The organism is Streptococcus timonensis, from assembly GCF_047460355.1.
Classification (GTDB): domain Bacteria; phylum Bacillota; class Bacilli; order Lactobacillales; family Streptococcaceae; genus Streptococcus; species Streptococcus timonensis_A.
Genome location: NZ_JASHGL010000003.1, coordinates 262,476 through 286,845, shown reverse-complemented (window position 1 = coordinate 286,845; position 24,370 = coordinate 262,476). Strand labels below are relative to the sequence as shown.

26 protein-coding genes and 1 pseudogene are annotated in these 24,370 nt (G+C 36.6%); 9 read left to right on the top strand and 18 right to left on the bottom strand.

The annotated features are described in order from the left end of the window. Positions 1-65: 65 nt before the first annotated feature. Positions 66-1,691, bottom strand: coding sequence for a malolactic enzyme (locus QM941_RS06595; protein WP_414339840.1), 1,626 nt, complete (start codon positions 1,689-1,691; stop codon positions 66-68). 357 nt (positions 1,692-2,048) lie between these two features. Here QM941_RS06595 and QM941_RS06590 point away from each other — a divergent pair. After that, positions 2,049-2,398 (top strand): annotated as a pseudogene (locus QM941_RS06590) (helix-turn-helix domain-containing protein). 127 nt (positions 2,399-2,525) lie between these two features. Continuing rightward, positions 2,526-3,404: a LysR family transcriptional regulator gene (locus tag QM941_RS06585; RefSeq protein WP_414339839.1), complete on the top strand. Its 879-nt coding sequence runs from the start codon at positions 2,526-2,528 to the stop codon at positions 3,402-3,404. A gap of 688 nt (positions 3,405-4,092) precedes the next feature. Here the strand turns inward: QM941_RS06585 and QM941_RS06580 are convergent. Next, positions 4,093-6,780, bottom strand: a complete 2,688-nt coding sequence (locus tag QM941_RS06580) for an SEC10/PgrA surface exclusion domain-containing protein (RefSeq protein WP_414339838.1) — start codon at positions 6,778-6,780, stop codon at positions 4,093-4,095. A 132-nt stretch (positions 6,781-6,912) separates the two neighbouring features. On the opposite strand from QM941_RS06580, the gene QM941_RS06575 reads away from it, so the two are divergent. Further along, positions 6,913-7,251 carry a helix-turn-helix domain-containing protein gene (locus QM941_RS06575; RefSeq protein ID WP_084880086.1) on the top strand — a complete coding sequence of 113 codons (339 nt, stop codon included), beginning with the start codon at positions 6,913-6,915 and terminating at the stop codon, positions 7,249-7,251. Positions 7,252-7,312: 61 nt separating this feature from the next. On the opposite strand, the gene QM941_RS06570 is transcribed toward QM941_RS06575, so the two are convergent. Beyond that, positions 7,313-8,383, bottom strand: a complete 1,071-nt coding sequence (locus tag QM941_RS06570; protein WP_414339837.1) for a hypothetical protein — start codon at positions 8,381-8,383, stop codon at positions 7,313-7,315. Between the two features lie 214 nt (positions 8,384-8,597). Between QM941_RS06570 and QM941_RS06565 the strand changes: the two genes are divergently transcribed. From QM941_RS06565 to xerC, 6 genes are all read left to right on the top strand, one after another. Then, positions 8,598-8,990 carry a hypothetical protein gene (locus tag QM941_RS06565; protein ID WP_414339836.1) on the top strand — a complete coding sequence of 131 codons (393 nt, stop codon included), beginning with the start codon at positions 8,598-8,600 and terminating at the stop codon, positions 8,988-8,990. A 14-nt stretch (positions 8,991-9,004) separates the two neighbouring features. Continuing rightward, a complete protein-coding gene (locus tag QM941_RS06560; RefSeq protein ID WP_414339834.1) occupies positions 9,005-9,544 on the top strand; it encodes a hypothetical protein in 540 nt (179 codons plus the stop codon). A gap of 1 nt (position 9,545) precedes the next feature. Further along, positions 9,546-10,268 carry a hypothetical protein gene (locus tag QM941_RS06555; RefSeq protein WP_414339832.1) on the top strand — a complete coding sequence of 241 codons (723 nt, stop codon included), beginning with the start codon at positions 9,546-9,548 and terminating at the stop codon, positions 10,266-10,268. Between the two features lie 376 nt (positions 10,269-10,644). Further along, positions 10,645-12,048, top strand: a complete 1,404-nt coding sequence (locus tag QM941_RS06550) for a Rep family protein (RefSeq protein ID WP_414339830.1) — start codon at positions 10,645-10,647, stop codon at positions 12,046-12,048. A gap of 48 nt (positions 12,049-12,096) precedes the next feature. Continuing rightward, positions 12,097-12,360, top strand: a complete 264-nt coding sequence (locus tag QM941_RS06545) for a helix-turn-helix domain-containing protein (protein WP_020900056.1) — start codon at positions 12,097-12,099, stop codon at positions 12,358-12,360. 66 nt (positions 12,361-12,426) lie between these two features. Then, complete coding sequence (gene xerC, locus QM941_RS06540; RefSeq protein ID WP_414339827.1) at positions 12,427-13,644, top strand: site-specific integrase; 1,218 nt, start codon at positions 12,427-12,429, stop codon at positions 13,642-13,644. Between the two features lie 355 nt (positions 13,645-13,999). Here xerC and QM941_RS06535 read toward each other — a convergent pair whose 3' ends face one another. The 15 genes from QM941_RS06535 to recR all read right to left on the bottom strand — a co-directional run bounded on the left by QM941_RS06535 (position 14,000) and on the right by recR (position 24,368). Next, a complete protein-coding gene (locus QM941_RS06535) occupies positions 14,000-14,251 on the bottom strand; it encodes a hypothetical protein (RefSeq protein ID WP_303407551.1) in 252 nt (83 codons plus the stop codon). Between the two features lie 69 nt (positions 14,252-14,320). Further along, positions 14,321-14,455, bottom strand: coding sequence for a hypothetical protein (locus QM941_RS06530; RefSeq protein WP_303407549.1), 135 nt, complete (start codon positions 14,453-14,455; stop codon positions 14,321-14,323). Between the two features lie 44 nt (positions 14,456-14,499). Beyond that, positions 14,500-14,838, bottom strand: coding sequence for a Cd(II)/Zn(II)-sensing metalloregulatory transcriptional regulator CadX (gene cadX / locus QM941_RS06525; RefSeq protein ID WP_000711085.1), 339 nt, complete (start codon positions 14,836-14,838; stop codon positions 14,500-14,502). An 11-nt stretch (positions 14,839-14,849) separates the two neighbouring features. Then, positions 14,850-15,464 carry a CadD family cadmium resistance transporter gene (locus tag QM941_RS06520; RefSeq protein WP_414339824.1) on the bottom strand — a complete coding sequence of 205 codons (615 nt, stop codon included), beginning with the start codon at positions 15,462-15,464 and terminating at the stop codon, positions 14,850-14,852. Positions 15,465-16,364: 900 nt separating this feature from the next. Continuing rightward, on the bottom strand, positions 16,365-17,414 hold the full coding sequence (locus QM941_RS06515) for a DUF389 domain-containing protein (protein WP_414339822.1): 1,050 nt from the start codon (positions 17,412-17,414) through the stop codon (positions 16,365-16,367). Beyond that, a complete protein-coding gene (locus QM941_RS06510) occupies positions 17,411-17,734 on the bottom strand; it encodes a potassium channel family protein (RefSeq protein WP_001253404.1) in 324 nt (107 codons plus the stop codon). The genes QM941_RS06515 and QM941_RS06510 overlap by 4 nt, the downstream gene beginning before the upstream one ends. A 13-nt stretch (positions 17,735-17,747) precedes the next feature. Further along, positions 17,748-18,089, bottom strand: coding sequence for a hypothetical protein (locus tag QM941_RS06505; RefSeq protein WP_000397556.1), 342 nt, complete (start codon positions 18,087-18,089; stop codon positions 17,748-17,750). Further along, the gene (locus tag QM941_RS06500) at positions 18,014-18,316 is read right to left on the bottom strand and encodes a TMEM175 family protein (RefSeq protein ID WP_004240734.1); all 303 of its coding nucleotides are present in this window, start codon (positions 18,314-18,316) and stop codon (positions 18,014-18,016) included. The genes QM941_RS06505 and QM941_RS06500 overlap by 76 nt, the downstream gene beginning before the upstream one ends. A gap of 357 nt (positions 18,317-18,673) precedes the next feature. Further along, positions 18,674-19,066: a 30S ribosomal protein S9 gene (gene rpsI / locus QM941_RS06495; RefSeq protein ID WP_000075969.1), complete on the bottom strand. Its 393-nt coding sequence runs from the start codon at positions 19,064-19,066 to the stop codon at positions 18,674-18,676. A gap of 18 nt (positions 19,067-19,084) precedes the next feature. Next, a complete protein-coding gene (gene rplM / locus QM941_RS06490) occupies positions 19,085-19,531 on the bottom strand; it encodes a 50S ribosomal protein L13 (RefSeq protein ID WP_088783520.1) in 447 nt (148 codons plus the stop codon). A 158-nt stretch (positions 19,532-19,689) separates the two neighbouring features. Next, complete coding sequence (locus tag QM941_RS06485; protein WP_414339820.1) at positions 19,690-20,397, bottom strand: TIGR02206 family membrane protein; 708 nt, start codon at positions 20,395-20,397, stop codon at positions 19,690-19,692. Positions 20,398-20,519: 122 nt separating this feature from the next. After that, the gene (locus tag QM941_RS06480; RefSeq protein WP_414339818.1) at positions 20,520-21,131 is read right to left on the bottom strand and encodes an NUDIX hydrolase; all 612 of its coding nucleotides are present in this window, start codon (positions 21,129-21,131) and stop codon (positions 20,520-20,522) included. Beyond that, positions 21,118-22,491: a UDP-N-acetylmuramoyl-tripeptide--D-alanyl-D-alanine ligase gene (locus tag QM941_RS06475; protein WP_414339816.1), complete on the bottom strand. Its 1,374-nt coding sequence runs from the start codon at positions 22,489-22,491 to the stop codon at positions 21,118-21,120. Before QM941_RS06475 ends, QM941_RS06480 begins: the two co-directional genes overlap by 14 nt. A gap of 49 nt (positions 22,492-22,540) precedes the next feature. Further along, positions 22,541-23,584, bottom strand: coding sequence for a D-alanine--D-alanine ligase (locus tag QM941_RS06470; RefSeq protein ID WP_414339814.1), 1,044 nt, complete (start codon positions 23,582-23,584; stop codon positions 22,541-22,543). Positions 23,585-23,771: 187 nt separating this feature from the next. Beyond that, a complete protein-coding gene (gene recR, locus QM941_RS06465) occupies positions 23,772-24,368 on the bottom strand; it encodes a recombination mediator RecR (RefSeq protein WP_070888870.1) in 597 nt (198 codons plus the stop codon). Between the last annotated feature and the right edge of the window lie 2 nt (positions 24,369-24,370).

Sequence of the window (24,370 nt, the reverse complement as noted above, 5' to 3'; positions counted from 1 at the left end):
TAAATTACTTAAGTCCACAGCCCATACAAATCTGTCGCTAGCGAAGGATAGACAGCAGCAGTGAATTATTTATACTCTGGATACCACTTCAAATCACGAACTGCTTTGGACATATCTGTTTCCTTAGCACGCGCAAGACCTTGCTCTTGCGCTTTTTTAGCGACTGCTTCTGCTACTTTAATAGAAACATCTGCTACATACTTGAATGGTGGCAAGACAGGAGCTCCTGGTTGGCCTGGATTGACAATACCACTCAATGAATGAGCTGCTGCTCCAATCATTTCATCAGTCAAAAGACTTGCTTCAGAAGCCAGCATACCTAGACCAAGACCTGGGTAAATCAAGGCATTATTGGCTTGACCAATCACATAGTCGACACCTTTATAAGAAACTGTATCAGCAGGAATTCCTGTTGCGACAAAAGCTTTTCCGTCTGACCATTCAATCAAATCTTTGGCACTTGCTTCTGCGAGTTTCGTAGGATTAGACAATGGGAAGATCATCGGACGTTCTGTATTTTCACACATAGCTTCTACTATTTCTTTAGTGAAGGTATTAGGCTGAGTCGAAGTTCCTACAAGAATGGTTGGCTTCACAGTCTTCACTACTTCAAGCAGGTCAGTCAACTTGTCTGCGTTACTAAAGTCAGCACGTTTCTTAGCAAACGGTTTTTGTTCAGGGGTTAGGTCATCCATGTCATCAAAGAGAAGACCTTGTTTATCAACCATAAAGAAACGTTTATAGGCTTCTTCTTCAGAAAGACCTTCACTCACCATTTCACGAAGAACACGAGCGGCAATTCCTGCGCCCGCAGTACCACCACCATAGCAGAGATAAACTTGATCTGTTAATTTTTCACCACTAATATCCAGTGAACCAAAGATACCACCTAAGGTAACGATTCCTGTACCTTGAATATCATCATTAAAAGTTGGAATTTGTTTCCGGTATTTTTCAAGAATATTGGCAGCATTCGAGCGGCCGAAGTCTTCCCAGTGAAGGTAGAGTTTAGGAAAGAGACGTTCTGCTGTTTGAACAAATTGGTCAATGAAGTCGTAGTAACGATCTCCGCGAACCCGTTCGTGACGATTCCCTAAGTAATTAGGATTGTTACGAAGTTCTTCACGGTTAGTCCCTGCATCAATGACTAAAGGAAGGACCATAGAAGGATCGATTCCAGCAGCACCCGTGTAGACCATCAATTTCCCAACAGAAATATCGACACCATTTGTTCCCCAGTCACCGATTCCAAGGATTCCTTCTGCATCTGTTACAACAATGAGACGAATCTCACGATCCCCAGCAGCATTTTTCAAAGTAGTTTCAATATTTTCAGGATGATTGATATCAAGATATCCCGCATATTGGGGATCTACAAAGAGGTCACTATAGCCTTCAATGGTATCTGCAATGGTTGGATCGTATACAATTGGATTGAATTCCTCCAAATGTTGAGAAAAGAGGTAATAGAAAAGAGTCCGGTTGGTATTAAAAATTTCCATTAGGAAAAGACGTTTTTCCAAATCATTGGCTTTTGTTTGCATTTGTGCATAAGTTTGCGCCGCTTGCTCTTCAATCGTTTGAACATACGGTGGCAGTAAACCAATAAGACCTAGTTCCTTTCGCTCCTCTAAGGTAAAGGCAGTACCTTTATTGAGGAAAGGGTTGTTTAAAATATCATGTGCAGTCATAGTGCAACCTCCTTTTTACTTCTATTATACCACTCAAAACGAATTGTTTGGAAAACTTTGTTGTTTAAAAAATACAATCGTTTACGCATATGTTATAATGAGTCTACGAAGGCAATTTCTAATAAGCTCTTTATACTTAAAACACTATTGTTAATGGCACTTTAAGTTGTTATATTTTATAAAGTTCTGAACTCATAAAACTCTCGATGATCACTCTTTACTAAAAGTTTCGAGTAAAAGAAACTAATCATACAAATTGGTAATCCGAATTAAAATAAATATTATATAAGTTTTTTATACAATACTTTGTATTTTTTAAGATGTTTTTTTGTCATGCAAAACTTGTATTCTATTTATATGACGAATAAAAACTATTTACAACAATATATTTCCCAAAAAGTGAAATATTTTCGAACACAGAAAAAATGAGCCAGGAAGAACTTTCGGAACAAGCGGGGCTCGGGCTTAAGTATATCAATCAACTTGAAAACCAAAATGTGAATCTGACCATTCACAGTCTTGAAAAAGTGATTGTCGCCCTAAAGATGACCCCAGAGGAATTTTTCAATTTTGATAGCCTTGAATCAACCTCTGATAAGACCGACAATCTTTCACTCAAAAGAATCAACATGAAGATTAAACAGCTCCCTATTGATAAACGAGAAAAGATGTTGGTCATTTTTGAAAGTATCTTAGATAACCTTTGATATCCCTGACTCACTTACATTTTAACCGGTGAATACTCGTATAGTCAAATTGTAGGATACGGATAAAAAGTATTTATCTGGTGATTTCCACTTATTTCCCTTCTCCAACTAATGAAAGTGAACCCCTATGAATTTAAAAGATCTACAATATTTTTATGATCTCTGCCAGCTTCAATCCTATACGGAAGTAGCAAAACAACACAAAGTCAGCCAACCATCTATTTCTTATGCCATCAAGCGCTTAGAGGAATCTTTTAATTGCAAATTGATTCACCACGATCCCTCGCATCGTTCCTTCAAACTCACTCCTCAAGGACAAATCCTTCTAAAGCATACAGAAAAGATCTTACCTGAGGTCATTTCTACTCGCAAAGAAATCAATCGTTCCTTGGCCCAATACTCTACTGTAGGATTCCCTCCTATTATCATTCAGTATCTATTTGCTGCCTTAAACGAAAAAGATAAATTCGATTTTTTAAAAAAAGTACGCCCTATCCGCGGTGGCTCCGTAGAATTATTAAATCTTCTCCTCAAGGGAGACCTTGATGCAAGCCTACTTGGCCTGATTGAACCACTCAATCATCCTTCAATAGAGACACATGAACTCTTTCATAAAGAACTGTATGTCGTTTTATCTAAGAACCATCCTCTTGCTACTGCTCCTTCCCTCACTTTTGAAGATTTAGTAGATCAATCCTTTATACTTTTAGACGAACACTTTGTTCACCTGAAAGCTTTTGAACTACTTAATCAAAAGTATCAAAACAAGACAGAAATATTCTTCAAGAGTGACGACATTGTCATCATTAAAGAACTTTTAAAGAAAGGGATTGGCCTTAGTTTACTGGCTGATATCGCACTTTCTGATGAAGATGATGATTTAATAAGAATCCCTCTAATACCGGAGGACCAGATAACATTTACAGTTTATTATGCTTATCTCAAATCAGCTACACTGTCATCAGAAGTAGAAGCCTTATTTAATCTCATTAAATCATATGAATAGAAAAAAACTCTAACTATCAACTACCTGATAGCTAGAGTTTTTTACATTATAGGTATTAGACTAAAGCACGAAGAAATAGGATATGATCGCCGAATTTTTCATTTACCTGATACTCTTCAAGGAGATTTCTAATTATAAATCTACAAGATATCAATAAAAAAGAACACCCCGAAAGGTGCTCTTTGTAAGTATCGTAATTCTTTCGAAGAACGTTTTGAGTTCAGTGGTTGCCATCCAATCAAACATCGCTTCGCTTGTTTTCTTGGGGCAACTGTGCATAGCATATCTCTATGCGACTAAAGCCGCTAGAGCTATCCTAATTGCGCACCGCCAGTTCTCATAGAAAAAAACACCTTGCAATATGCAAAGTGTTTTCGTTTGTATTCTGCTGTCCAGCAACGAATTAACGTTTAGAGAACTGGCTAGCTTTACGAGCTTTCTTAAGACCTGGTTGGGGCACCACTTATTTCATCTAATTTCAAAGTGTTTTAAAATCAACGTTTTCATAAGTTTTCAAAAAATAAAATTTCAACTAATTTTAATCAATTTCATCAAAATAAGGTAAACTTTCATCAAAAATAAGCAAAAATCGAACCAGAATATCAAAAGTTTCCCTTATATAAAATTTTTACATATATACTAATTTGTTTCCATTCATTAGAAAAGAGAGCCACCGCTCTCTTTCTTTTTATCTATTATATTTTCGTTTTCCTGCTAAAGCAAATAGTCCAACACTTGCTCCAAGCATTGCTAGGAGACTCGATTCTTTAGTTCCAGTATTTGGAAGTTGTTTCTTAGATTCTGCTTTTGCATTAGTAGCTTGTGCAGGAGCTTGATAAGTTTTATCGTCTTTAGTTCCTACCGTTACTTTCTCTACGGTATAATCAACCACATTTCCTTTGTTATCAACTACTGGCACTGGTTGGTAGCCTGCTTTTTCAAGCTCTTTACGTTTGGCATCTGCAAGTTCAGCCAAGCGTTTTGTTTCGGCTTCTTCAAACTTCGCTTTAGCAGTTGCATAAGCAGTTTGGGCTTGACCTGCTGCAAGGCTTTTAACCTCGTAGTCTACTTTCGCTTTGTTTTGCGCCTTATAAGCAGCTTTAAGTTCAAGCTCTGCTTTTTCAAGTTCTGCTTTCACTTCTGCTAGACGAGTGTGCGCACCTTTAAGGTCTGCAAGCTCTTTTTCCGCTTGTTTAACTTCTTCTTTAGCTTCTTGAAGAGCTTTCTTAGCAGTAGATACCGCTTTAGCTTTGCTTGTAGCAATCGCTTCAAGCTCTTTCATCTTATCTTCTTCTGCTTTAAGAGCTTCTTGTGCAGTTTTAAGAACTTGCTCAGCATCTTTCAATTTCGCTTGTGCATCTTTAAGAGCTTCGTCTTTTGCAGACTGTTTAGTAGTCAAAGTGTTGACAAGAGCGTTAGCGTTAGAAAGAGTAACTACTGCCTTATCATGACGGTCTTTTGCTTCATCAAAGGCTTTTTGAGCGTTGGCAAGTGGGCTTTCACCGTTCTTCAATGCAGTCAAGTTTGCTTCTGCGTTTGTAAGAGCAAGTTTAGCATCAGACTCTGCTTTTGTTTTTGCTTCAAAAGTAGCTTGTGCATTGTTGCGAGCAGTCATAGCATCAGCAAGCGCTTGACGAGCTTCGCTCAATTTGCGCTCCATTACTTCATCGCTAAGTGGGTTTGCAATAGGTTTTTTATCCCATTTAGAATCATTTACATACTCACTACGAATAGCAGTCAAGTAATGAGTAGTGTAAAGATCGTCTGTTTTACTTTGCGCTACACCACCGAAGTAGATAGTTTCATTTGCGTGAGCAAATTGGAGGATACCCTCTGTGTGAGCATAGTCACCCTTAGTTGAAACAAGCATCACAAGGTCATCGTACAACTTCTTCTTCATTTGACCAAGAGTTTTACGGTAAACCCCATCAGCATCGTCAAAGTTGTGGAAAGAATAAGTGGTTACAGAGTTCTCATAATACTGCCAACCCTTACTTTCTTCCTCTGCATCAGTTGTAGGCATGCCATATTCTTTAGCAACCTTGTTGATACCAATAGCGTAATGTCCAACACCACCTTTAGCGTAGTTGTCGTCTTTCATTGCTTTAGAGAAGTTTGCTTTCAAGTATTCTTTAGCAACCTTATCAGCAAATTCAAGAGAAGTTTTTGACAGAACAACATTTGGAAGTCCAAGTTGACGGCGCATTTGGTTGATGAGGTCAACCACAAAGTAGTTCAACTCATCTTTAATCTCTTGTGGGAGATTGTTAATGTCATAGCGAGTTTTATCTGCTAGGTCGGTTTTCGTTGGAACGTATTTGTTAAGAGTTTTGTGTTCTACTTGTGAACCAACGATACGGTCATAAATATCATCACTCTTAGCGTTACGCTCTTCCTCAGTCATTTCGACACCTTCATCGATTTGACGAAGGAACGCAATCTTATCTTTAACGGCTTGAATGAAAGCTGGTGAAAGAGTAATGGTTTGTTTCTTAGTGCTATCTTGAAGTTTTTCAAGAGCAGATACCGCTTGGTTGTAAGTAGCAAGAGCGTTATCGCGATTTGTTTTCGCTTCTTTAGCTTCTGCTTCTTTAGCTTCTACATCTTTTGTAGCAGTTTTAACAGTTGTTTCTGCTTTTTTGAGTTGGTCAGCAAGCTCACCGTCCAACTTCTTAGCATTATCTAAAGCCTCTTGTGCATCGGCTTGTGCTTGTTTGCTTGTAGCTTCTTCTTTAATAGCTACGTCTTGTTTCTCTTTAGCGTCATCAAGACCTTCGCCTTTGAGAGCGTCCTCTACATTTTTAACGACTGCTTTCGCATCAGTAACTCCATTTTGCGCTTGAGTCACTTCAGCTTGCTTAGTACCAACCGTTTTGCCTTGAATAGCAACCTTACGGTCTGCATCATCTTTCTCAGTTTGCACATTTGATACCCCTTGTTCAGCAGTTGGAACTTTTGCTTTAGCAGTTTCCACTTTCTTCTCTGCAGCTTGGATAACCTCAGGAGTTGCTTTATCAGCAGTCTTTTGAGCATCGTCTTTAGCTTGTTTCAAGTCAGTGACTTTCTTTTCTGCCTTATCAGAAGCTTCATTCGCTTGATCCAAGACTTCTTTTGCCTTATCTGCATCTTCTTGAGTTTGTTTAGCAGTAGCACCAAGTTCAGCAACGTCTTCCTTAGTAGGAGTTTTCACTTCTACTCTCTTAGGCGCTTCTTTTTCTACCAATGCTGGCTCAGTTTGAGCAGTTGTAGGTAATGAAACCTCTACTGTATCTGCTTGAGCAGTGCCGATAATTCCAGTTGCAGCGAAGGCAGAAATAACCGCACCCGTATACAATTTTTTAGCAGTACTATGACTATTTTCCGTAGTTTTTGACATTTATAAACTCCTTTTGTACAATGCCCTATGCATTTTATTAAACTATAGTACCATTTTACCATACTTTTCTTGTTTTTGGATAGTTTATTATACTTATTTTTAAATAAAACAGATAGTAAAATGGTAGATAGTATGGAATATAATAAATTACAAAAGCATATCTCATTTCGCATACGTGAATGCAGAAAAGAACAGGGATTAAGTCAAGAAAAATTGTCTGAAATCGCTGGATTAGGTGTTAAAGCGATTCAAAATATAGAGAACATGAAGTATGATTTTAAGATAAAGACACTTGAATCGGTGATCAAAGCCCTAAACATAACAGTAGAAGAGTTTTTTGACCTACAATCATATGAATCAGAACGAGAAGATTCTTCAGAAGTACTTTTTGAAAACTTAACAAAATTACCCAAAGATAAGCAAGGAAAAATTATATCCTCATTTAATGAGATTGTAAAGAATATCAAATAAACCCAACCAAAATAAATTTTGGTTGGGTTTTTCATTATATCTTTAAGTCTTCGGAATAATATTAATCTAACCTAATCTGATTTTCTTCCCACTCATATTCCTCTTCCAGTTCGTCAGCTTCTTCTTCTAATTTAACTGAAAAAGTGCGCAAATAGTCAATACCAGATAATCCTAATGAATTTGTTTTTTTCACTGCACTAGTGACACTAGGTAGCAATATTGTCTCTTCCAAAAAAATAGCTCCTAAATATAAAGCAAATCTTATGTAATTTAATTTTTTTATGTTATTTGAATGTAAAGACTCACTCTCTGGTTGCAGGATGGGAAATTCTCTAAACCTTTCTAATAAATTATTATCCATCTTTTTAGAACCTTTTGACAGTCTATGAAATAAAGATCTTTTTTCATCTATTTCATTATTGATTAATTTTTCTATAAAACTTTCCTGCTTACAGTATTCTTCATATGGTTTTAGTTGCTTGTACTGATCCCTCATAATCTTGCTATAATTTTTCTTGATATACAAATCAACGACACTTTCTTCAGTTTTAAAATCAGAAATATTTAAAAATGCCTCATATTCCGATAGAGATATGCAAGGTATTTCATCACCAATCTCATTGAAATTAATTAAATTATCTTTTATCTTATTTGAAATATAATTTAATTTTCGGAAATATATAAGTTCCTCAGGACAAGGAAATATTTTTGGCAAAAATGATAAAAGAAAAGTAGCACATTCTGGATGATATAAAAGTTCATACCCCAATTCCAAAGACCATTTAATATTACTAAGCTTTCTATAAATTTGTGTTTCTGTTTCTAAGAGATATTGCTTTACTACTGGAAATTCTTTTAAAATCGGAATAAGGTTCGTAATATCTTTTTTTACCCCTCTTTTTATTTCATTATAGAAAGCGTCAGGATTCTTCAAATTAAGTCCCAGATCTTTTTGTACAAATTCACCAGCTCTCTTACGTTTGCCCTCATCCTTGTATTGTTCGTATTGTTCCACAATGATATGTTGGTAGTTATTTTCTATGTATATTGTTAAAAAATTTTCTCTACCTAATAAATCATTAATCTTAATGTACGGTTCATAAAAGTTAAACCAAGTATCAGATTTTAACATATATTCCTCCCCCGAAACTTATGAATTGATTCCCACTTTTTGCGATTATTTTACCACATTTGCTTTTTTTTATCAATTTATTTTTGAACCCTATCTGCATAGGCAAATTAATGTCTTCGTGTTATCATATTTTTGTAAACAAAACATGTTTTAAACTCTGTCAGCGTTCTAGAAAGTCTGACCAAGCACATTTTTTAAAAAAGGAGGCATTCATATGCCAAAAGAAAACAAATTAACTGTGGGTAACCGCAACAACTCAAAAGCATTTTTAGATGATTTATCAACTTCTGTTGATGTCCCGTCTGATATTAAAGTAGTCGATACAAACAACGGGGTCATAAACGAAGGTCAAGAAAATCAACTTCACTGGGCATCTTTAACATGCGTAGATAAAAAACTCTACGATCAGTTCGCTAGTATTGCTCAAGAAGCTTACTGTCCAACGTTCAAAGTCAAGTTAAAAAACTATCAAAACGAGAACTTAGATGGTTTGATAAACGCTGATATCGTACTTAACAAGTATGACTTATCATTTGTACTTGATAAACTCAAGCAACCAATCGGTTTAGCTCTTGTCACCGAGCTTTCTGATATTTCACTTAAATAAGAAAGAGGATTCGTATGAAAAATTTTGTAAGAAAAATCATGGAATTAGAGTGGTACTATCAGCTTTTCATAGCTTTAATTACCTTTGTTTTACTAGCACTACTTCTTAAGTTCCTATTATGGATAGTGCCAATTATATTAGGTTCTTTGTTACTCATGTGGCTTGTCACAGATGGAGAAATTTTCTCTGTAGCTTGGCATCGATACAAACAAAGAAGTCAAACTGCTATTAATCCTTTATTTAATAGCTTCTATAACTGGTTAACAGAAATCGGTGTAACAGAACTACCAATCTCTTCACTAAGTTTCACACAAGGTGTCGAAGTTGCGGAACCAGATACTTACTTTATTCACATCAACAAAGAAATCTCTGATGAACTTCTTGCAGAGTTTGAAACAAAAGTAAGACAAGTTGTAAAAACTATGTCAAACGATTCTACAGATAGCGTTGTGAAGCGTGTTAAGCGCGAACCCTTCCTTGCAATCAAAGTTCGTTTAGTGTCAACTAATGACATGATTCTAATGCAAAAACCTCAAAGAGAAGAGGATTTCTAGCATGATAAATAACGTTTTCGACGTCAACGTCAGGGGACAACCCTCCCCTGTCACTGTTGACATTAACCGATTTTTCGCATGGATTATTGCAGGCCCTTCTGGTTCAGGAAAATCTACTTTTTTGAGAAGGCTTTTAGGACTCATTTCATTTTATGATACAGATGCTGAAGCTTACTTTTTGGATTTTAAAGCAGATGAAGAAATGTTTTCAATGACTAGTGATCATGTCGCAAGAGGTTTTAACTGTCTAGAATTATTCGAAACAGTCTACCAACGTTTTGAAGCTAGACTTGATAAGCAAGAACAAAACTCGCATAATCTTTACCTAATTTTTGATGAGTGGCAAGCCTTTCTTGCATATCTTGAACAAACAGATAAGAAAAAACACAAAGATGTTTTGTCAAAGATGTTGATGATGAACAGCCTTGGTAGAAGTCTAGGTTTACGAATTATACTGTCTAGTCAGCGTTTCTTGATGTCTGATTTACCAGGTCGGTATAACTTCAACTGTATAATTTCATTGTCTACTAGTTTTCTCTTGTCTACCAACAACAGACAACTCCTTTTTCCTGATATGGAAAAAAATGAAGTTGTGATAAAACCTAGAGGATATGGATATTTTCAACTAGAAGGGGAACCTGTTAAAATATTTCGCACTATTCAAGTAAGAAACGAAGAACGGTTAAATCAGCGGATACAAGAGCTATTTTCAAGATATAGCTAGCGCTTTTTCTGCTACACTTGTTTAGCGCGACACTGACCTTACCTAAGGGATTCATCGGTATAGGTGTCGGCACGACATTATCAGCAGAAAAATGCCTATTCGCAAGGGCTTGAGGGGTGGAGATTTTTTTTGCGTAACGATGCCAACGGCAAGGAGTGAAGCGAAGAAAAATACTACCCCGTCCCTTGTTGAATTGGCAAGCGTTCTCGGTTCGATGGGGATCCATCGGGCAGGAGAGGCTGGGGTTTGGGGCGAAGCCCCAAGAGTTACTACAATTTAATTTTTAATTATTCTACGCACGTGTTAGACTGGGCTTGTCAATAGTCTAACACTAAAATATTTAAAAGAATAATTAAAATAGAAAGACTTATTATTCATGACAAATAAAAAAATGAAAAAAGAAGCACTTTTAACTTCTGTGGCAATTACACAATACTTTGATACGACTTATTGGAAAAATGGTTGGGATGAAGAGCTTATTAAGTCCGAAAATGTCGAAAAAATTCTTGAAGAAATAGTCAGAAGAGTTAGTGAAGTGGCATCAGTTTCTGAAGCATATGCAATTAAGCATGACAAAGACACATCTGTAGTATTTAACAATGAACTTCAAGAAACAACTACCGAACTTGCCAAATCACACATTCATGCTTTACTCAAGTTTGATAAAGGTAAAGGTGCAACACTATCTACTTTAGCTGAAAAAATCGGATTAGCAGAAGAATATCTCGAAAAATCAAAGTCTGGAAGATATGGCTACGATAACTTGTTAGCATACTTAATTCATGCAAAAGATAAAGATAAGTATCAATATCCTCCTGACGAGGTATTCACCTTGTTAGGAAAACAGTACTTAGAAATCTATCATCAAAGGAAAGAAAGTTGGCTTAAAGGAAAAGCTAAAAAAGAGGTACAGAAAAGTTTTGAAGACATTGATTTCCTAATCGATAATATTTTGAACGAGAATATCACTAAAAATGACATACTTCTCGATAAGAAATATCACACGCCATATATAGTACATAAAACTAGAATAAACGATGCGTTTAAAACTGTTGGAGAAATTAAAGGTGCCAGAACAAAAGATGAACTGGAAAACGGAGAGTTCAAAAAGACTATCTTATTCATCTATGGTAATTCTGGACTTGGAAAGTCAAGGTTCGCAAAAGAATTAACTAAAGATATCATTCAGATGGCAAAATTAAACAACAAAAAATGGCAATCAATCACAACCGCAGGCACTAACATGTTTGATGAAGTAAACGGAGAAGAAGTCCTACTACTTGATGATGTTCGAGGAGATAGCTTAACTGCTTCGGACTGGTTAAAAGTTTTGGATCCATATAATATTAGCCCAGTATCTGCACGTTATCAAAATAAAATAGGTGCTGCAAAAGTCATTATTATTACAAGTTCTAAACATCCTTTAGCTTTCTTCTACTATACCAAAGGAAATGCGTATGAAGATTTATCTCAATACGTTAGGAGAATTGAACACCTTGCAACGTTAAAGGGTACGAATGAGAAGCCAATTTTTTACGAATCTCATCCTGTAAGAACTATGAACTATAAGAGAAGAATACCAGAGATTGGATATGATGTTTACTTGTCTTATGATTTCACACCTGGGAACGAAATGAAAAGCAAAGAAGAGCTTCTATCCATGTTAGTTTCAAAAGTTGGCCTCAACAATCAATGGGACATATGGGCATATGACAAAATAAAAACCTCATCCGAAACTTTGGCGAGCGAGGACGAGGTTGCAGATAATCAAGAAAAGTAAATAGGGTATCTCTTGATACCTCTATTATACCATATATTGGAGGAACAAATGCAAGTAATTCTACCAGACGAACAAGTTCAACAAATTCAGCTCCTACTTGCTGAACTTATCAAGAAAGAAATTGAAAATAGATTGAACAATAGTAACCTTGAAAGTCCGTTTTTAAACAAACAACAGGCTTGCCACTACTTGGGTATCTCAAACAATACTCTAGATAGTTGGATTAAACGAGGACTGCCTGCCATAAAAATAGGCAAGACTATACGATTTAATAAAGAAGCCATTAATTCTTGGCTTTACTCACAAAACTAGAAATATCTATATTTTTGTTTTATAATAGTCATGATATTTTCTGGTTCGATACACAAGGAGAATATCATGACTATCAGTAAGACAAAAAACGGAACTTATCGCTTAAAAGTCTATATTCCAATTGAAGCACGAATGCCACTTGGTATTGTTAATAGCAATTATTACGATAAGCGATTTAAAACTAGAAAGGAGGCAAGACAGGCTGAGATAGACTTGCTTACCAAGTTAAATCAAATAGAAGATAATGAGTTTACAGGACTGGCAAAAGGAGATATCCTTTTCTCAGACTTCTATAACAATATCTGGTGGGACTCTTATAAAGCAGGACAAACTACATCCACTTCTAAGCCACCAAGCAGGTCAACAGTTGCTAATACCAAAACATGTTTTGAAAAACATATACTACCACTTCTTGGCAACTATACGATACAGTTTCTAAATCAAAATAAGCAAGTTATCCTAAATCTAATGACATCTAAGGCTAATGAATATGCGAACTTCAAATCTTTACGTAGCTATGTGATTTCCATTTTTGATTGGGCAGAAGAACTTGAATATATCGAAGCTAATAAAGTTGCAAAAATATTAAGAAGAATAAAGGCAACTAAAAAGATTCAACTTGCAGAGTCAAAGAGAGAGGAAGATTTATATCTAACTCATGAACAACTCCAAGAATGGTTCTCAGCCTTTAAAGAGGATTTAGAGAATGATAAAATAACCCTTAAAGATTATGTCCTATTTTATCTCACTTTTTTCTTAGGTGATAGAAAATCTGAAACATATGCTCTTCAATGGAAACATATCGACTTTTCAAAATCACAGATTCAGCTAATTCAAGCTTTAGATAGATATGGACAAGTAAAATCTACTAAGGGAAATAAGAAAACTATTTTCTCTATTACTAATGACTTACTTCAACTTCTTACCTCTTGGAAAGAACAACAAAGATATGAACTAGCAAAGTTTGGCATCATCAGTAATCCAGAACAATTTGTTTTTACATATATAGACACAAGAGGAAACATCAACAAGCCTTTACATGCTGACTATCTAAACAATAAAATGAAAAGCATCAGAAAGCGACATAAAGAGCTGGCACATGCTACACCTCATAAACTGCGACATACAGGAGCAACGCTTGCTAAACAAGCAGGAATGAGCTTAGAAGCTATTTCTGAGGCTCTAACACACAGTGACACAGGAACAACACAGATTTATGTAAATACTTCTAATGTAGTTCCTATGACAGTAGGTGAATTTGCTTTAAAGTCTCTAAAACAATAAGGTGAGAATAAGGTAAACTTTGAGGTGAACTTTTCAAAAAAACACGAAAAAAGCACCCATAAGGTAAACTTTTGAGTGCTTTGAAACGTTGATAGTATCGTATTGATTAACGTTTTGAGAATTGTGATGCTTTACGAGCTTTCTTAAGACCTGGTTTGGAAAGTATGGGTTTCAGTTGGACTAAAAACAGCGTATTATCAAGGCTTTTCAGAACGATATCTACTGATTAATTTCATAAAATATGAATCAATAGATTATAAATAGGGGAATAGTTTAGGTCTGTGAGCATTAAAATAATACACCTAACTTTGATCACCATTTTTTAGTTATTCACTCTTTTTTCAGATAGTGTTTTTTAAGTTATGATGTAAAATGCCGCAATTAAAACACTATACATCATAATCGGAGGATAGACAATTAAGGATAGAATCAATCCCACTCCTTTAATTATTAGGTCAGGTATCAATAACTTTCTATATTGTGCGGTAGCTTCAAGTAATTCTTTCTGATCTATATTGGGTTTATCAATTACTTTATGTAAAAACCAGTTTGCTACCGTTGAAACAATAACGATCAGTCCATAAAAGAGCTGTGCCGAATGATTCATGAAATGACTACTAACTATTCCAGTAGCATAGGGCATAAATGAAACAAAAAATAAAAGATTCAAATTCTTTCAAATTCCTTCCTTTTCAACTTGGCTAACTTGACCTGCATTACCTAGGTCGCTTTGCTTTAAATTATACTTTTTTCTTAAACATTTGATACGAGTAGGTATTTCTTGTGAGTAATTTTCATCAAAAAATTTCATAGATAAGTCCTATATATAATCATGGTAAAGTAGTAAAATAGTTGTTATCCTAGTTGATTAAAAAAGTCTCTGATTTCCTCATCCTTTATAAAATAATATATAATTTTCCCCTCTCTTCTAGTGTCCAAGATGTTTTGATTGGCTAGTTTACGAAGATGGTGGGAGGCAGATGCCATACTGAGATTTAATAAACAGGCTATATCACAGACACAGAGTTCTTCAACAGCAAGAAGATAAAAGATGATATTTATCTGTTTATTATCGGTAAACTTTGATAAAATACGAAGTGATTTTTGGACTTTTTCCTTTTCAAGGTAGTTCGTTGCGGTTGTAACATTTTGTTGATTTATAATATTCACTTGGCAGATACTATCTTTTTTCATAATTTTTTCTCCTAGCCGAACACAGTCCTTAGCATGTCAAAAACGTTGTTTTCAATCAGGATATACATCCCCAATCCTAAATAAACAACGGCAATAAACCATCTGCTATATTTCTCCAAAGTTTCTCCAACAGAAGGGACTTGTGCCAATTTTTGGGCAGAAAAAACCAAGAGATAAATCATGACTAGAAAGGTAAGTAAAGCCACTATCAAATTCGCTAAATTTAAGGTAATAAAATATGGGACAAAAACACCAATATTGTCAGCACCACAACTTGCAAAAGTAATCATAGCAACTAGAAAAATCAGATTTTTATTATCTTTGCGCAAACCATCTTTTGCAATAGCTTCTCCATCAGAATCTCCTAAAAGCAAAACTTTGAGTCCTAGGAAAATTGGAATCAAACCGAGCAAACCTAAAATCTCTTTACTAGGAATATAATTTAAGACAAATGCAAAAAGTAAACTTAGCAATATTAGACTAACAGAGCCTAGAAATTGTCCTAAATAGATGTTAATGATGTCTTTTCTGCTTTTTCTTTTGGCAAAAAATAACATTAGGATAATAAGTAAGTCTACGGCTGTCCCAGAATACAGGATTATTGAAGTAACAATATTTTGAATCATAAAACACCTCATTCAAATATATTTTTGAATGTATTCTAACATTAAACTTTGTAGATGTCAACTTAAAATCCACCAATTAATAATTGCATGTCAATATTTGTATTGTGAAACTAGTTTCAGAAATATATAGTCTTAAAGTATGTCCACTGCCAATGGTTTTTTCAATATTTAAGAGGAGATTTATAATGATTCATTTCTATAAATTTATAAACGAGTTATATATTTTGTTTAACCAATTATTAACTATTTTTATCAATAATCACTTCATTAATTTGTACTTTTTAATTTTCCCAATTTGTAAAATTAAACCAGAAAAAAGCATCTCGTATTAGACGAAATGCTTTCAATAAGTATAAATAAGTTTTAACGTTTACTAAATTGTGACGCTTTACGGGCTTTTTTCAAGCCTGGTTGGAAACATTTCTATTTGAATAAGTTTCAAGATGGGCTTAAAATCAATGTTTACCCACGTTTTCAGAAAGAACAATTTCATCTAATTTGAATATATTTCATTTAAATAGTGTGAACTTTATCCTAAAAATACACGAATTGAGCTGATAAATACTAAAAAGTTCACACCATTAGTTAAATTATTTTTTGTTACATACATTTTTTTAGATGATAGACCTCCTAATTTATTTCTTATAGCATTTGAGCAAACCTCCGTTATCAGAAAACAACCAGAAAGAAAGACCGCAAAATTAATATTTTCTTTCTGGTTGTTTTTTTATAAATTGAATTTTCAGTAAAATACTTTACTCATTTATACTGCCCCTTACTTCTATGTACTTTCTTTCATCTAAAGAAAAATCTCGTATTCATCAATTTTATTTCGTTATAAGTAAGAAAGAAAAACAAACAAGAAAAACACGGCATAAAAACCTATTCAGTTCATCGTCTTCAATCCTTGTCTGCCTCATTTTCTTTTACGAGGTCTTTTTGTGAATCTTTTTCAGAGAGTTTCTGATCGATATACTTGTTAATGGTTTCGTAAAATTCCTTGGTCGCCTCACTGTCTAATTTTGTCGAATTATGGAATTGCTTGACTTTCAATTGAACAGATTGAATACCGTAAGAGTCCTGCTTTTGGCGAATGGTTTCTAATTCTTCTTCTGAAATCGGATCTCCAACAACCGTCAAGACCAATTCATTATTACTTGACTTGTAGACTTGATTAATGACCGTATGATTGGCGAACTCTTTTCCTACAAACTGTTTGATCCCTTCTTTTCGCGCTTGATCTATCGTCAGAGTGACTGCTGAATAACTGGCTGGAAGAACCAATAATACAATCAAGGATATCAAGCCAATTTTCATTTTAATGTTTAGCTCTTTAAATGAACTTAAAGGAGATTTTCTCATCAAAATTCTTGTTCCAACAATGTTGGTTAGCATGATAAAGACACAGTTAATCAAGAAAAGATAGAGAGCCCCCAATAAAAATCGTACATTCCCATTAGCTAAACCATAGCCAGCAGTACAGATAGGCGGCATCAAAGCTGTAGCAATGGCTACTCCTGGCACGATATTGTTTGCTTCTTTTTTCCTTGAACCGATCACACCAGCAATCCCACCAGCAATAGCAATGAGAACATCCCAAATGGTTGGAGAGGTTCGTGCGATCAACTCGCTACTTGCATAAGACAAGGGAGAAATCCAGAAATACAGAGTCGAGACAAGCAAACTGACCAACACTTGAGTCAATAAAACCTCTAGAGATTGCTTGATTAAACGCGTATCAAAAATAGCTAAACCGAATCCCAGTCCAACAATCGGTGTCATGAGAGGTGAAATTAACATGGCTCCAATAATAACAGCTGTTGAATTCATATTTAGACCGATAGAGGCAATAAAAATTGCACACATCAAAATCGCTGTATCTCTCAATCGAACATGAAGGTCATCGTATAATTTCTCACGGTATTCCCGTGTTGAATAATTGGCAGTCATTTGTCCTCTCCTCTTTCCTTATTTAAATCGGTATAATAATTAATAATAACAGCTGATAAACAGCCAAAAAATATGAGCCCATAAATCGTCAAGAAGACACTGGTAATCCTTCCAATCAAGGTCACAGCTAGGAGATCCCCGTAGCCGACAGTCGTCGAAGTCACAAAAGCATACCAAAGACCGTCTCCGTAATTTGTGATAGCAGGTTCAACTAGGAAAAGCACGCCTCCTGACCCAAAAACAAAGGTCACAAAACTCAGAGCAAACCGAGTAAAACCCGTAACCTGTATAATATGCCATAACATTTTTAAACGTCTCATTTGTTCTCCTTATTCATACTAGCTCCTGACCGAGCCGTTTTTTCCAATAATCAAAGTGAAGATAGGACATGATCTCCATCAGAGAAAGATAGACAAACTGATAGATCTGATTTAAGCTGATTATCAACTGATATTGTTTGAAAAATGACTGGAAGAAAGACCAGATATGACTGTCTTGAATCAGTCCCTTCTTAACATCAGACAGGATATTAGCTAAAGCTCCCAAGGACTGAAACGGTAAATCCTTGACATTTATATAGATCCGGTCCACCACATCATTCAGACTGGTATCTTGGATGGCATGAAATTCTCCAAAGAGAACTCCTGCCGCTCCAAGAGTAGAAACAAATTCCACCAAATAATTTCTGAGGAAATTTTCTCAACCTTTTCCCATAATGTGTTTAGTGCCATCCATAACGATCCCAACCAGAAAAAGGAAAGAAAACAAGCAAAGAAATTTTGCCGTAAATCCCAAAAAGCTTCAAGACTTGGTGTTGTTGGTTTTTCTAACTCTAAAATCAAGATGGTCATAATAATTGCTAGAACAGCATCTGTCAATACAATTAATCTGTCTTTCTTCATCGGATTGCATCCCCTTTCTTTTTTGTAACATTCTATCCTATCGCATAATATTGGATATTCTTTCATAATCCGACTACAAACAAAAATAAACCAAAAAGTCTGTCCTATTATGTTATGCTATATTTAACTCTAGAAGTATTCATCCATCTAATTAATAAATATATCATATTTCACAATAAGTGAATACTATCAAAGATTCATCCCCTTTCACTTCATCATTTAGTGTTGCTTAGATTTATCAAAAACAACCAAATTTGTATTAATTTCAAGTATCACCTAGTTACAAAAATTTGGGGTGAACAGAAAAAGCATCCCGTATTTTTGATACGAAATACTTTCAATAAGTTTAAATAAGTTTTAACGTTTACTAAATTGTGATGCTTTACGAGCTTTTTTCAAGCCTGGTTTCTTACGTTCAACTTTACGTGAGTCACGTGTAAGAAGTCCTGCGCGTTTCAATGAATCGCGGAAGTCTGGGTCTACTTGAAGAAGGGCACGAGCGATACCGTGACGGATAGCTCCTGCTTGACCAGCGTAACCACCACCTACAACGTTAACGAAAACGTCGTATGAACCTACAGTTGAAGTAACTGCGAATGGTTGGTTGATGACCAAACGAAGGTCAGCGTGTGGGATGTACTCTTCAACATCTTTTTTGTTAACAGTGATTTTACCAGTTCCTGGAACAAGGCGAACGCGTGCAACAGCGTTTTTACGACGTCCAGTACCTGCATATTGTGCTTGTGACATACTTTATTGTTCCTTTCCTTAGATAAGTCCTGAAATATCAAGAACTTCTGGTTGTTGTGCAGCGTGAGTGTGCTCAGATCCAACGAATACTTTCAATTTCATACCTTGAGCGCGGCCAAGAGTATTGTGTGGAAGCATACCTTTAACTGATTTCTCGATCAAACGTACTGCATTTTTAGAACGAAGTTCACCAGCAGAGATTTGTTTCAATCCACCTGGGTGGTTTGAGTGAGTGTAGTAGATCTTATCAGTTGCTTTTTTACCAGTCAATTTAACTTTTTCAGCATTGATAACGATTACGAAGTCACCTGTATCAGTGTGTGGTGTAAATGTTGGTTTGTTTTTTCCGCGAAGTACGCTAGCAACAACTGCTGAAAGGCGTCCAAGAGGTACATCAGTTGCGTCAACAACGTACCATTTGCGTTCTACTTGGCCTGGTTTAGCCATGAATGTAGTTTTGTTCATGATTTCTCCTATATGAATATCGTTTTTGTTTACAGGGCGGATGTTCCGGTCCGCGGGGTATTTGAAAGGTTCCGGGGCCTTACAAATGGGGTAAACAATACCGCCTACTATTGTATCAAAATTCTCAGATAAAAGTCAAGCGGTTGGGAAAATATTTTTTATTTCTGCCAGATTTTCAATCTTCTTTCTGCCTTCTCCTGAGTGATGACTTGAAAACCTTTAGAGAAGAGGAAAATAGCACAAGCCAAAAATAGAGTGACAATAATATAATTAACCACAAGACCATGGTCTCCCACCAATGGTGGTTTTGTCATAAAACCGTAATCTCCACCCGTCACTAAATTGACTATAAAAATCAAACCATTGAGTAAAGAGGTCAGTATAAGAATACCTTTGAAATCCAACAGACGAGCATCGTAGTTGTTTAAAAGATAAATCAAGGAATTTCCAAGAAGGGCTAGATGTCCGAAAATAAAGGACAAAATAACGATGTGTGGGAAAGAGTAAGCGTCTGGGATTGGATAAACAAAGGCTGCAATCGTCCCAAAGGTTCCAAGCAAAGCAAAATACTGTTTGGTTTTTGAAACACCTGGTAGTAGTAGAACTACAAACATGGCTAATCGGCAATGATAAAAAGGCAAGCTTTCTGACAGCGGGAACTGGTTGATCCAATACCAGCTGTAAAGCGCGATTAACTGTATTGCCTGTATTATCTGGAAAAATCGTTGACAAACCTTATTATCACGATAGCGGTAAGCAAGATAAATTGTCAAAGCCAATAAGGCAAATGTGCTTGCGTACCAAGCAAATCCAAATTGGGGTGGCTCCGTAGCCTGGGTGGTAAATAAAGCATCCCAAACATTCATATAATTTTCCTCATTTTCATATAAGCCATTCTCTTACTTATCTCTATAGATCATAGCTTACATTTATTTCTAATATTTTTGTGTTCCAAAGAAGCTAGTGGCCTTAAGATAAAACAAAGCTTCTAATCAACATATTGTTTCCGCTCACCCTGATAAACCTGCCATAGAATATCCATTTGTTCCTTAGTTATTCTTTTTTCAGATAAGGGAGGGAGAGCCGAAATGTCGAAAAATCCTAATTCAGCAACTTCTTGATTTTCTTGAAAGTCCCCATCCAATAGTCGACAATCAAATACAAACTTGGCATACTGCTTACTCTGCATTTGAAAGCGATTGGTATCAAAAATAGCCAATAAAGAGCCTACTTCTGCAAAAAAGCCTGTTTCTTCCTGAACTTCTTTTCGAATATTTTCCTTAGGGGAATAGCCTACTTCACCAAAACCACCAGGTAATGCCCAAGTATCCTCTCCTTGTCCTCTAACCAAACAAATCTTCTGGTCTTGAATAATCCAAGCCCTTACATCCATCAAGGGAGTTGCATAGCTAGCTGTTGGTTTTAAGATCGCAGTCAATTCCTCTTGATTAAGATCCGTAGTCTCCTGCAATACGTTCGATAAAATCTGACGTAAATCCTCATAACGTTCACGGTCAAAAGTGTCCTTTGTATAGGTCAAACCAGTATCAGTGATGGCCAACATTCTCTGTATAGCCTTGGCAAAATCAGTTGCGCTCATTTTCTAAACTTTCTACTAGCTTGGCTAGATTCATAGAGTTGGAACCTTTAAGTAGAATTTGGTCATTTGCACCAAGACTTTCCTTGACCTGCTTAACCATGGCTTCAAATTGGTCTTCCTCAGCTGTTTTCTTGAAGTAGTAAACATGGCCGATGGGGAACATTTGACTGGCTAATTGAGCCAATTCAGCAATGTCTTCACCGTAGAAAATAACGGTATCAAGGGCATCGGGTGTAATGCTCAAAATCATTTGATTGTGGAGTTGAACAGACTGGTCTCCAAGTTCTTTCATGTCCGCCAGAACTGCAATTTTCTTGCCACCTTCATTAGCTGGGATAGCAGAGAAAGTTTCTAAAATCAACTTCATAGCAGTTGGATTGGCATTGTAAACATCTGATAAGATGTCTGCTCCATTGGCAGCCTTTTTCCACTCGGTACGATTGCGGGTCAATTCTAGATCCTGGAAGGCTTGAGCAATCTGCTCCTCAGTCACTCCTTCTTGCAGGGCAACATAAGAAGCAATCATAGCATTAGTCGCATTGTACTTACCTGTTACTGGTAAATCAAGGGATTTCTCCAAGAAATTAGCCTTAAAACTCAAGCTATCCTTGCGCTCAATTAAGTCTGTAATTTCGAGTTCTGCACCCGGACCAAAACGAACTACTTTTTGGTCAGCAGGTAGATAATCCTCTACAATTGGATCAGATGGCGCCAAGAGCAAGCTACCTTTCTCCATACCATCTGCAATTTGCATTTTTCCTTTGGCAATCTCTGAACGATCCTTGAAGAAAGCCAAATGTGCCTCTCCGACCAGAGTCACAATACCTGTTTTCGGATGAGCCAGTTCAGACAAGAGATGAATATCTCCCAAGTGATCCTGCCCCATCTCCAAGACCAATTTCTCAGTGTCATCCGGCATATGGAGAACTGTATAAGGCAGTCCAATCTCATTATTATAATTCCCTTGCGTTTTATATGTTTTAAAAGTCGTAGCAAGTAAATGCGCCAGCATATCCTTAGTCGTTGTCTTACCGTTCGAACCTGTAACAGCTAAGACATCTACTCCTGTTTTTTGAAGATAGCTAGCTGCTAGAGTTTGAAAAGCAGTTAAGACATCATCTACTAGAATATAGGGACGTCCTTCTACTTCCTTCTCTGACAAGGTTACAGCAGCACCGTTTTCAAAAGCAGTCTCGATAAAGTCATGACCATCACGCGCTCCCTTGAGCGGAACAAATAAGTCGCCCTCAGCTATCAAACGGCTATCAAATTCTGCCTTATTCAGAGGACTATCTGGATAGTCTGACACGTCATTCTTAGCACCAACAATGCGCGCAACTTCGTGAATCGTAAGTTTCATGTTTACTCCTTTAAAAAGGGGCAATAAGCCCTCCCCCTTATGTCCGTCTTTACAATAGGTGTGCTTCACGCTTGCCGAAACTTTCCTTGGCCAGTTCAACCAAACGCTCAATTAGTTCTGGATAAGCAATTCCCATATTGTCCCAAAGGAGTGGGTACATAGACCATTTCGTAAAACCTGGCATGGTGTTGAGCTCATTTAGGAAAATCTCGCCCTTATCTGTATAGAAGAAGTCACAACGAGATAGACCGAGTCCACCGATGGCACGAAAGGCAGTCTCAGCGTTTCGGCGCATCACTGCTACCACTTCATCACTAATCTTAGCTGGAATTTCCATGGTAATCTTGTTGTCGATATATTTGGCATCATAGTCATAGAAGGCTACGTCTTTGACAACTTCACCGGGAAGGGTACTCTTAACATCATAGTTGCCCAAAAGCCCAACCTCAATCTCACGAGCATTGACACCTTGCTCTACCAATACACGACTATCGTACTTGAAGGCAAGCTTCAAAGCTTGGCGGAGTTCTTCTTGGTTTTCAGACTTAGAAATCCCAACACTAGAACCCATATTTGATGGTTTGGTAAAGACTGGATACCTTAATTTTTCTTCAACTTCTACAACCTTAGCATCCAAGTCATCGCCTTCAACAATGGCTACATAAGGCACTTGGTCGATGCCAGCAGACTCCAAGACACGTTTAGTAGTAATCTTATCCATAGCTAAACTAGATGACAAGATATTGCATCCCACATAAGGCATTTTCAAGACTTCTAGGAAACCTTGAACAGAGCCGTCCTCTCCCATCGGGCCATGAAGAACTGGAAAGACGACTGCTCCTTCTTCGTAGATGGCACTTGGACTAATCTTCTTGTCCCAGTCAATGGTCGCATTGGTCATGAGACGGTCATCTTGACCTGGTTTTTGGCTAAATTCTTGAGTTTTTATAAAGTCACCAGACTGGCTGATAAAGAAGGTTTTGACTGTGAAACGGTCATAGTTAACTGCACGCATGACACTCTCAGCTGACAGTACAGATACTTCACGTTCCGCGCTACGTCCACCATATAATAAAATAATTGTTTCTTTCATATGATTGTCCTATTTCTAGTAGAATACTTGCTCTTTAGTATATCATATTTACAATGGATTTGAAACTTGTATCACAAAAAAGAGACTGAAATATCAGCTTTCCCAGTCCCTTTTCTATAATTTATAGTCCACAAGCTAATGCAAACTAGCCTTACTTTTAAAATTTTCTTCAATCTTGAGGGAGTAATTACAATTCTGTCCTATTCTCAATAGCTCTTAAGAGGGTAACTTCGTCTGCGTACTCGATGTCTGCTCCCACTGCTAGTCCTCGTGCTAGACGAGTAACCTTGATACCTGCAGGTTTGAGCAAGCGAGAGAGATACATGGAGGTCGCTTCGCCATCAGCTGTTGCATTGGTAGCTACGATGACCTCTGAAACCTCACTGGCCATAAGACGAGTCATAAGACTCTTAAGGTTGATATCATCCGGACTAATTCCATTCATGGGTGAAATCAACCCATGCAATACATGGTATAACCCATGGTATTCCTGAATATTTTCCATAGCAGCTACATCTCGACTATCCTCTAGGACGAGGATAGTTGTTTGGTCCCGACTTGGATCTGTGCAGATAGAACAGGGATCTTCATCGGTTAAACGTCCACAGATAGAACAATAGGTCAACTCTCTTTTAGCTGAAAGGAGATTTTTAGCAAATTCGTTGACGTCATCATCCGGCATTCCAATAGTATAAAAGGCTAGACGGGTTGCTGTCTTGATCCCAATACCCGGAAGTTTAGAATAACTGTCAATCAACTTAGCAATAGGTGTTGGATAAAGCATGG

What these genes read in the sequence shown, in the direction of transcription:
- QM941_RS06530 (WP_303407549.1), bottom strand. Translation starts at nt 14,455, where the DNA reads ATGAAATTTTTTGATGAAAATTACTCACAAGAAATACCTACTCGTATC.
- xerC (WP_414339827.1), top strand. Translation starts at nt 12,427, where the DNA reads ATGACTATCAGTAAGACAAAAAACGGAACTTATCGCTTAAAAGTCTAT.
- QM941_RS06595 (WP_414339840.1), bottom strand. Translation starts at nt 1,691, where the DNA reads ATGACTGCACATGATATTTTAAACAACCCTTTCCTCAATAAAGGTACT.
- QM941_RS06480 (WP_414339818.1), bottom strand. Translation starts at nt 21,131, where the DNA reads ATGAGCGCAACTGATTTTGCCAAGGCTATACAGAGAATGTTGGCCATC.
- QM941_RS06555 (WP_414339832.1), top strand. Translation starts at nt 9,546, where the DNA reads ATGATAAATAACGTTTTCGACGTCAACGTCAGGGGACAACCCTCCCCT.
- rpsI (WP_000075969.1), bottom strand. Translation starts at nt 19,066, where the DNA reads ATGTCACAAGCACAATATGCAGGTACTGGACGTCGTAAAAACGCTGTT.
- QM941_RS06570 (WP_414339837.1), bottom strand. Translation starts at nt 8,383, where the DNA reads ATGTTAAAATCTGATACTTGGTTTAACTTTTATGAACCGTACATTAAG.
- QM941_RS06585 (WP_414339839.1), top strand. Translation starts at nt 2,526, where the DNA reads ATGAATTTAAAAGATCTACAATATTTTTATGATCTCTGCCAGCTTCAA.
- rplM (WP_088783520.1), bottom strand. Translation starts at nt 19,531, where the DNA reads ATGAACAAAACTACATTCATGGCTAAACCAGGCCAAGTAGAACGCAAA.
- QM941_RS06580 (WP_414339838.1), bottom strand. Translation starts at nt 6,780, where the DNA reads ATGTCAAAAACTACGGAAAATAGTCATAGTACTGCTAAAAAATTGTAT.
- QM941_RS06500 (WP_004240734.1), bottom strand. Translation starts at nt 18,316, where the DNA reads ATGAAGAAAGACAGATTAATTGTATTGACAGATGCTGTTCTAGCAATT.
- QM941_RS06535 (WP_303407551.1), bottom strand. Translation starts at nt 14,251, where the DNA reads ATGAATCATTCGGCACAGCTCTTTTATGGACTGATCGTTATTGTTTCA.
- QM941_RS06575 (WP_084880086.1), top strand. Translation starts at nt 6,913, where the DNA reads ATGGAATATAATAAATTACAAAAGCATATCTCATTTCGCATACGTGAA.
- QM941_RS06560 (WP_414339834.1), top strand. Translation starts at nt 9,005, where the DNA reads ATGAAAAATTTTGTAAGAAAAATCATGGAATTAGAGTGGTACTATCAG.
- QM941_RS06475 (WP_414339816.1), bottom strand. Translation starts at nt 22,491, where the DNA reads ATGAAACTTACGATTCACGAAGTTGCGCGCATTGTTGGTGCTAAGAAT.
- QM941_RS06485 (WP_414339820.1), bottom strand. Translation starts at nt 20,397, where the DNA reads ATGAATGTTTGGGATGCTTTATTTACCACCCAGGCTACGGAGCCACCC.
- QM941_RS06520 (WP_414339824.1), bottom strand. Translation starts at nt 15,464, where the DNA reads ATGATTCAAAATATTGTTACTTCAATAATCCTGTATTCTGGGACAGCC.
- QM941_RS06550 (WP_414339830.1), top strand. Translation starts at nt 10,645, where the DNA reads ATGACAAATAAAAAAATGAAAAAAGAAGCACTTTTAACTTCTGTGGCA.
- recR (WP_070888870.1), bottom strand. Translation starts at nt 24,368, where the DNA reads ATGCTTTATCCAACACCTATTGCTAAGTTGATTGACAGTTATTCTAAA.
- QM941_RS06510 (WP_001253404.1), bottom strand. Translation starts at nt 17,734, where the DNA reads ATGAGACGTTTAAAAATGTTATGGCATATTATACAGGTTACGGGTTTT.
- QM941_RS06470 (WP_414339814.1), bottom strand. Translation starts at nt 23,584, where the DNA reads ATGAAAGAAACAATTATTTTATTATATGGTGGACGTAGCGCGGAACGT.
- cadX (WP_000711085.1), bottom strand. Translation starts at nt 14,838, where the DNA reads ATGAAAAAAGATAGTATCTGCCAAGTGAATATTATAAATCAACAAAAT.
- QM941_RS06545 (WP_020900056.1), top strand. Translation starts at nt 12,097, where the DNA reads ATGCAAGTAATTCTACCAGACGAACAAGTTCAACAAATTCAGCTCCTA.
- QM941_RS06515 (WP_414339822.1), bottom strand. Translation starts at nt 17,414, where the DNA reads ATGACTGCCAATTATTCAACACGGGAATACCGTGAGAAATTATACGAT.
- QM941_RS06565 (WP_414339836.1), top strand. Translation starts at nt 8,598, where the DNA reads ATGCCAAAAGAAAACAAATTAACTGTGGGTAACCGCAACAACTCAAAA.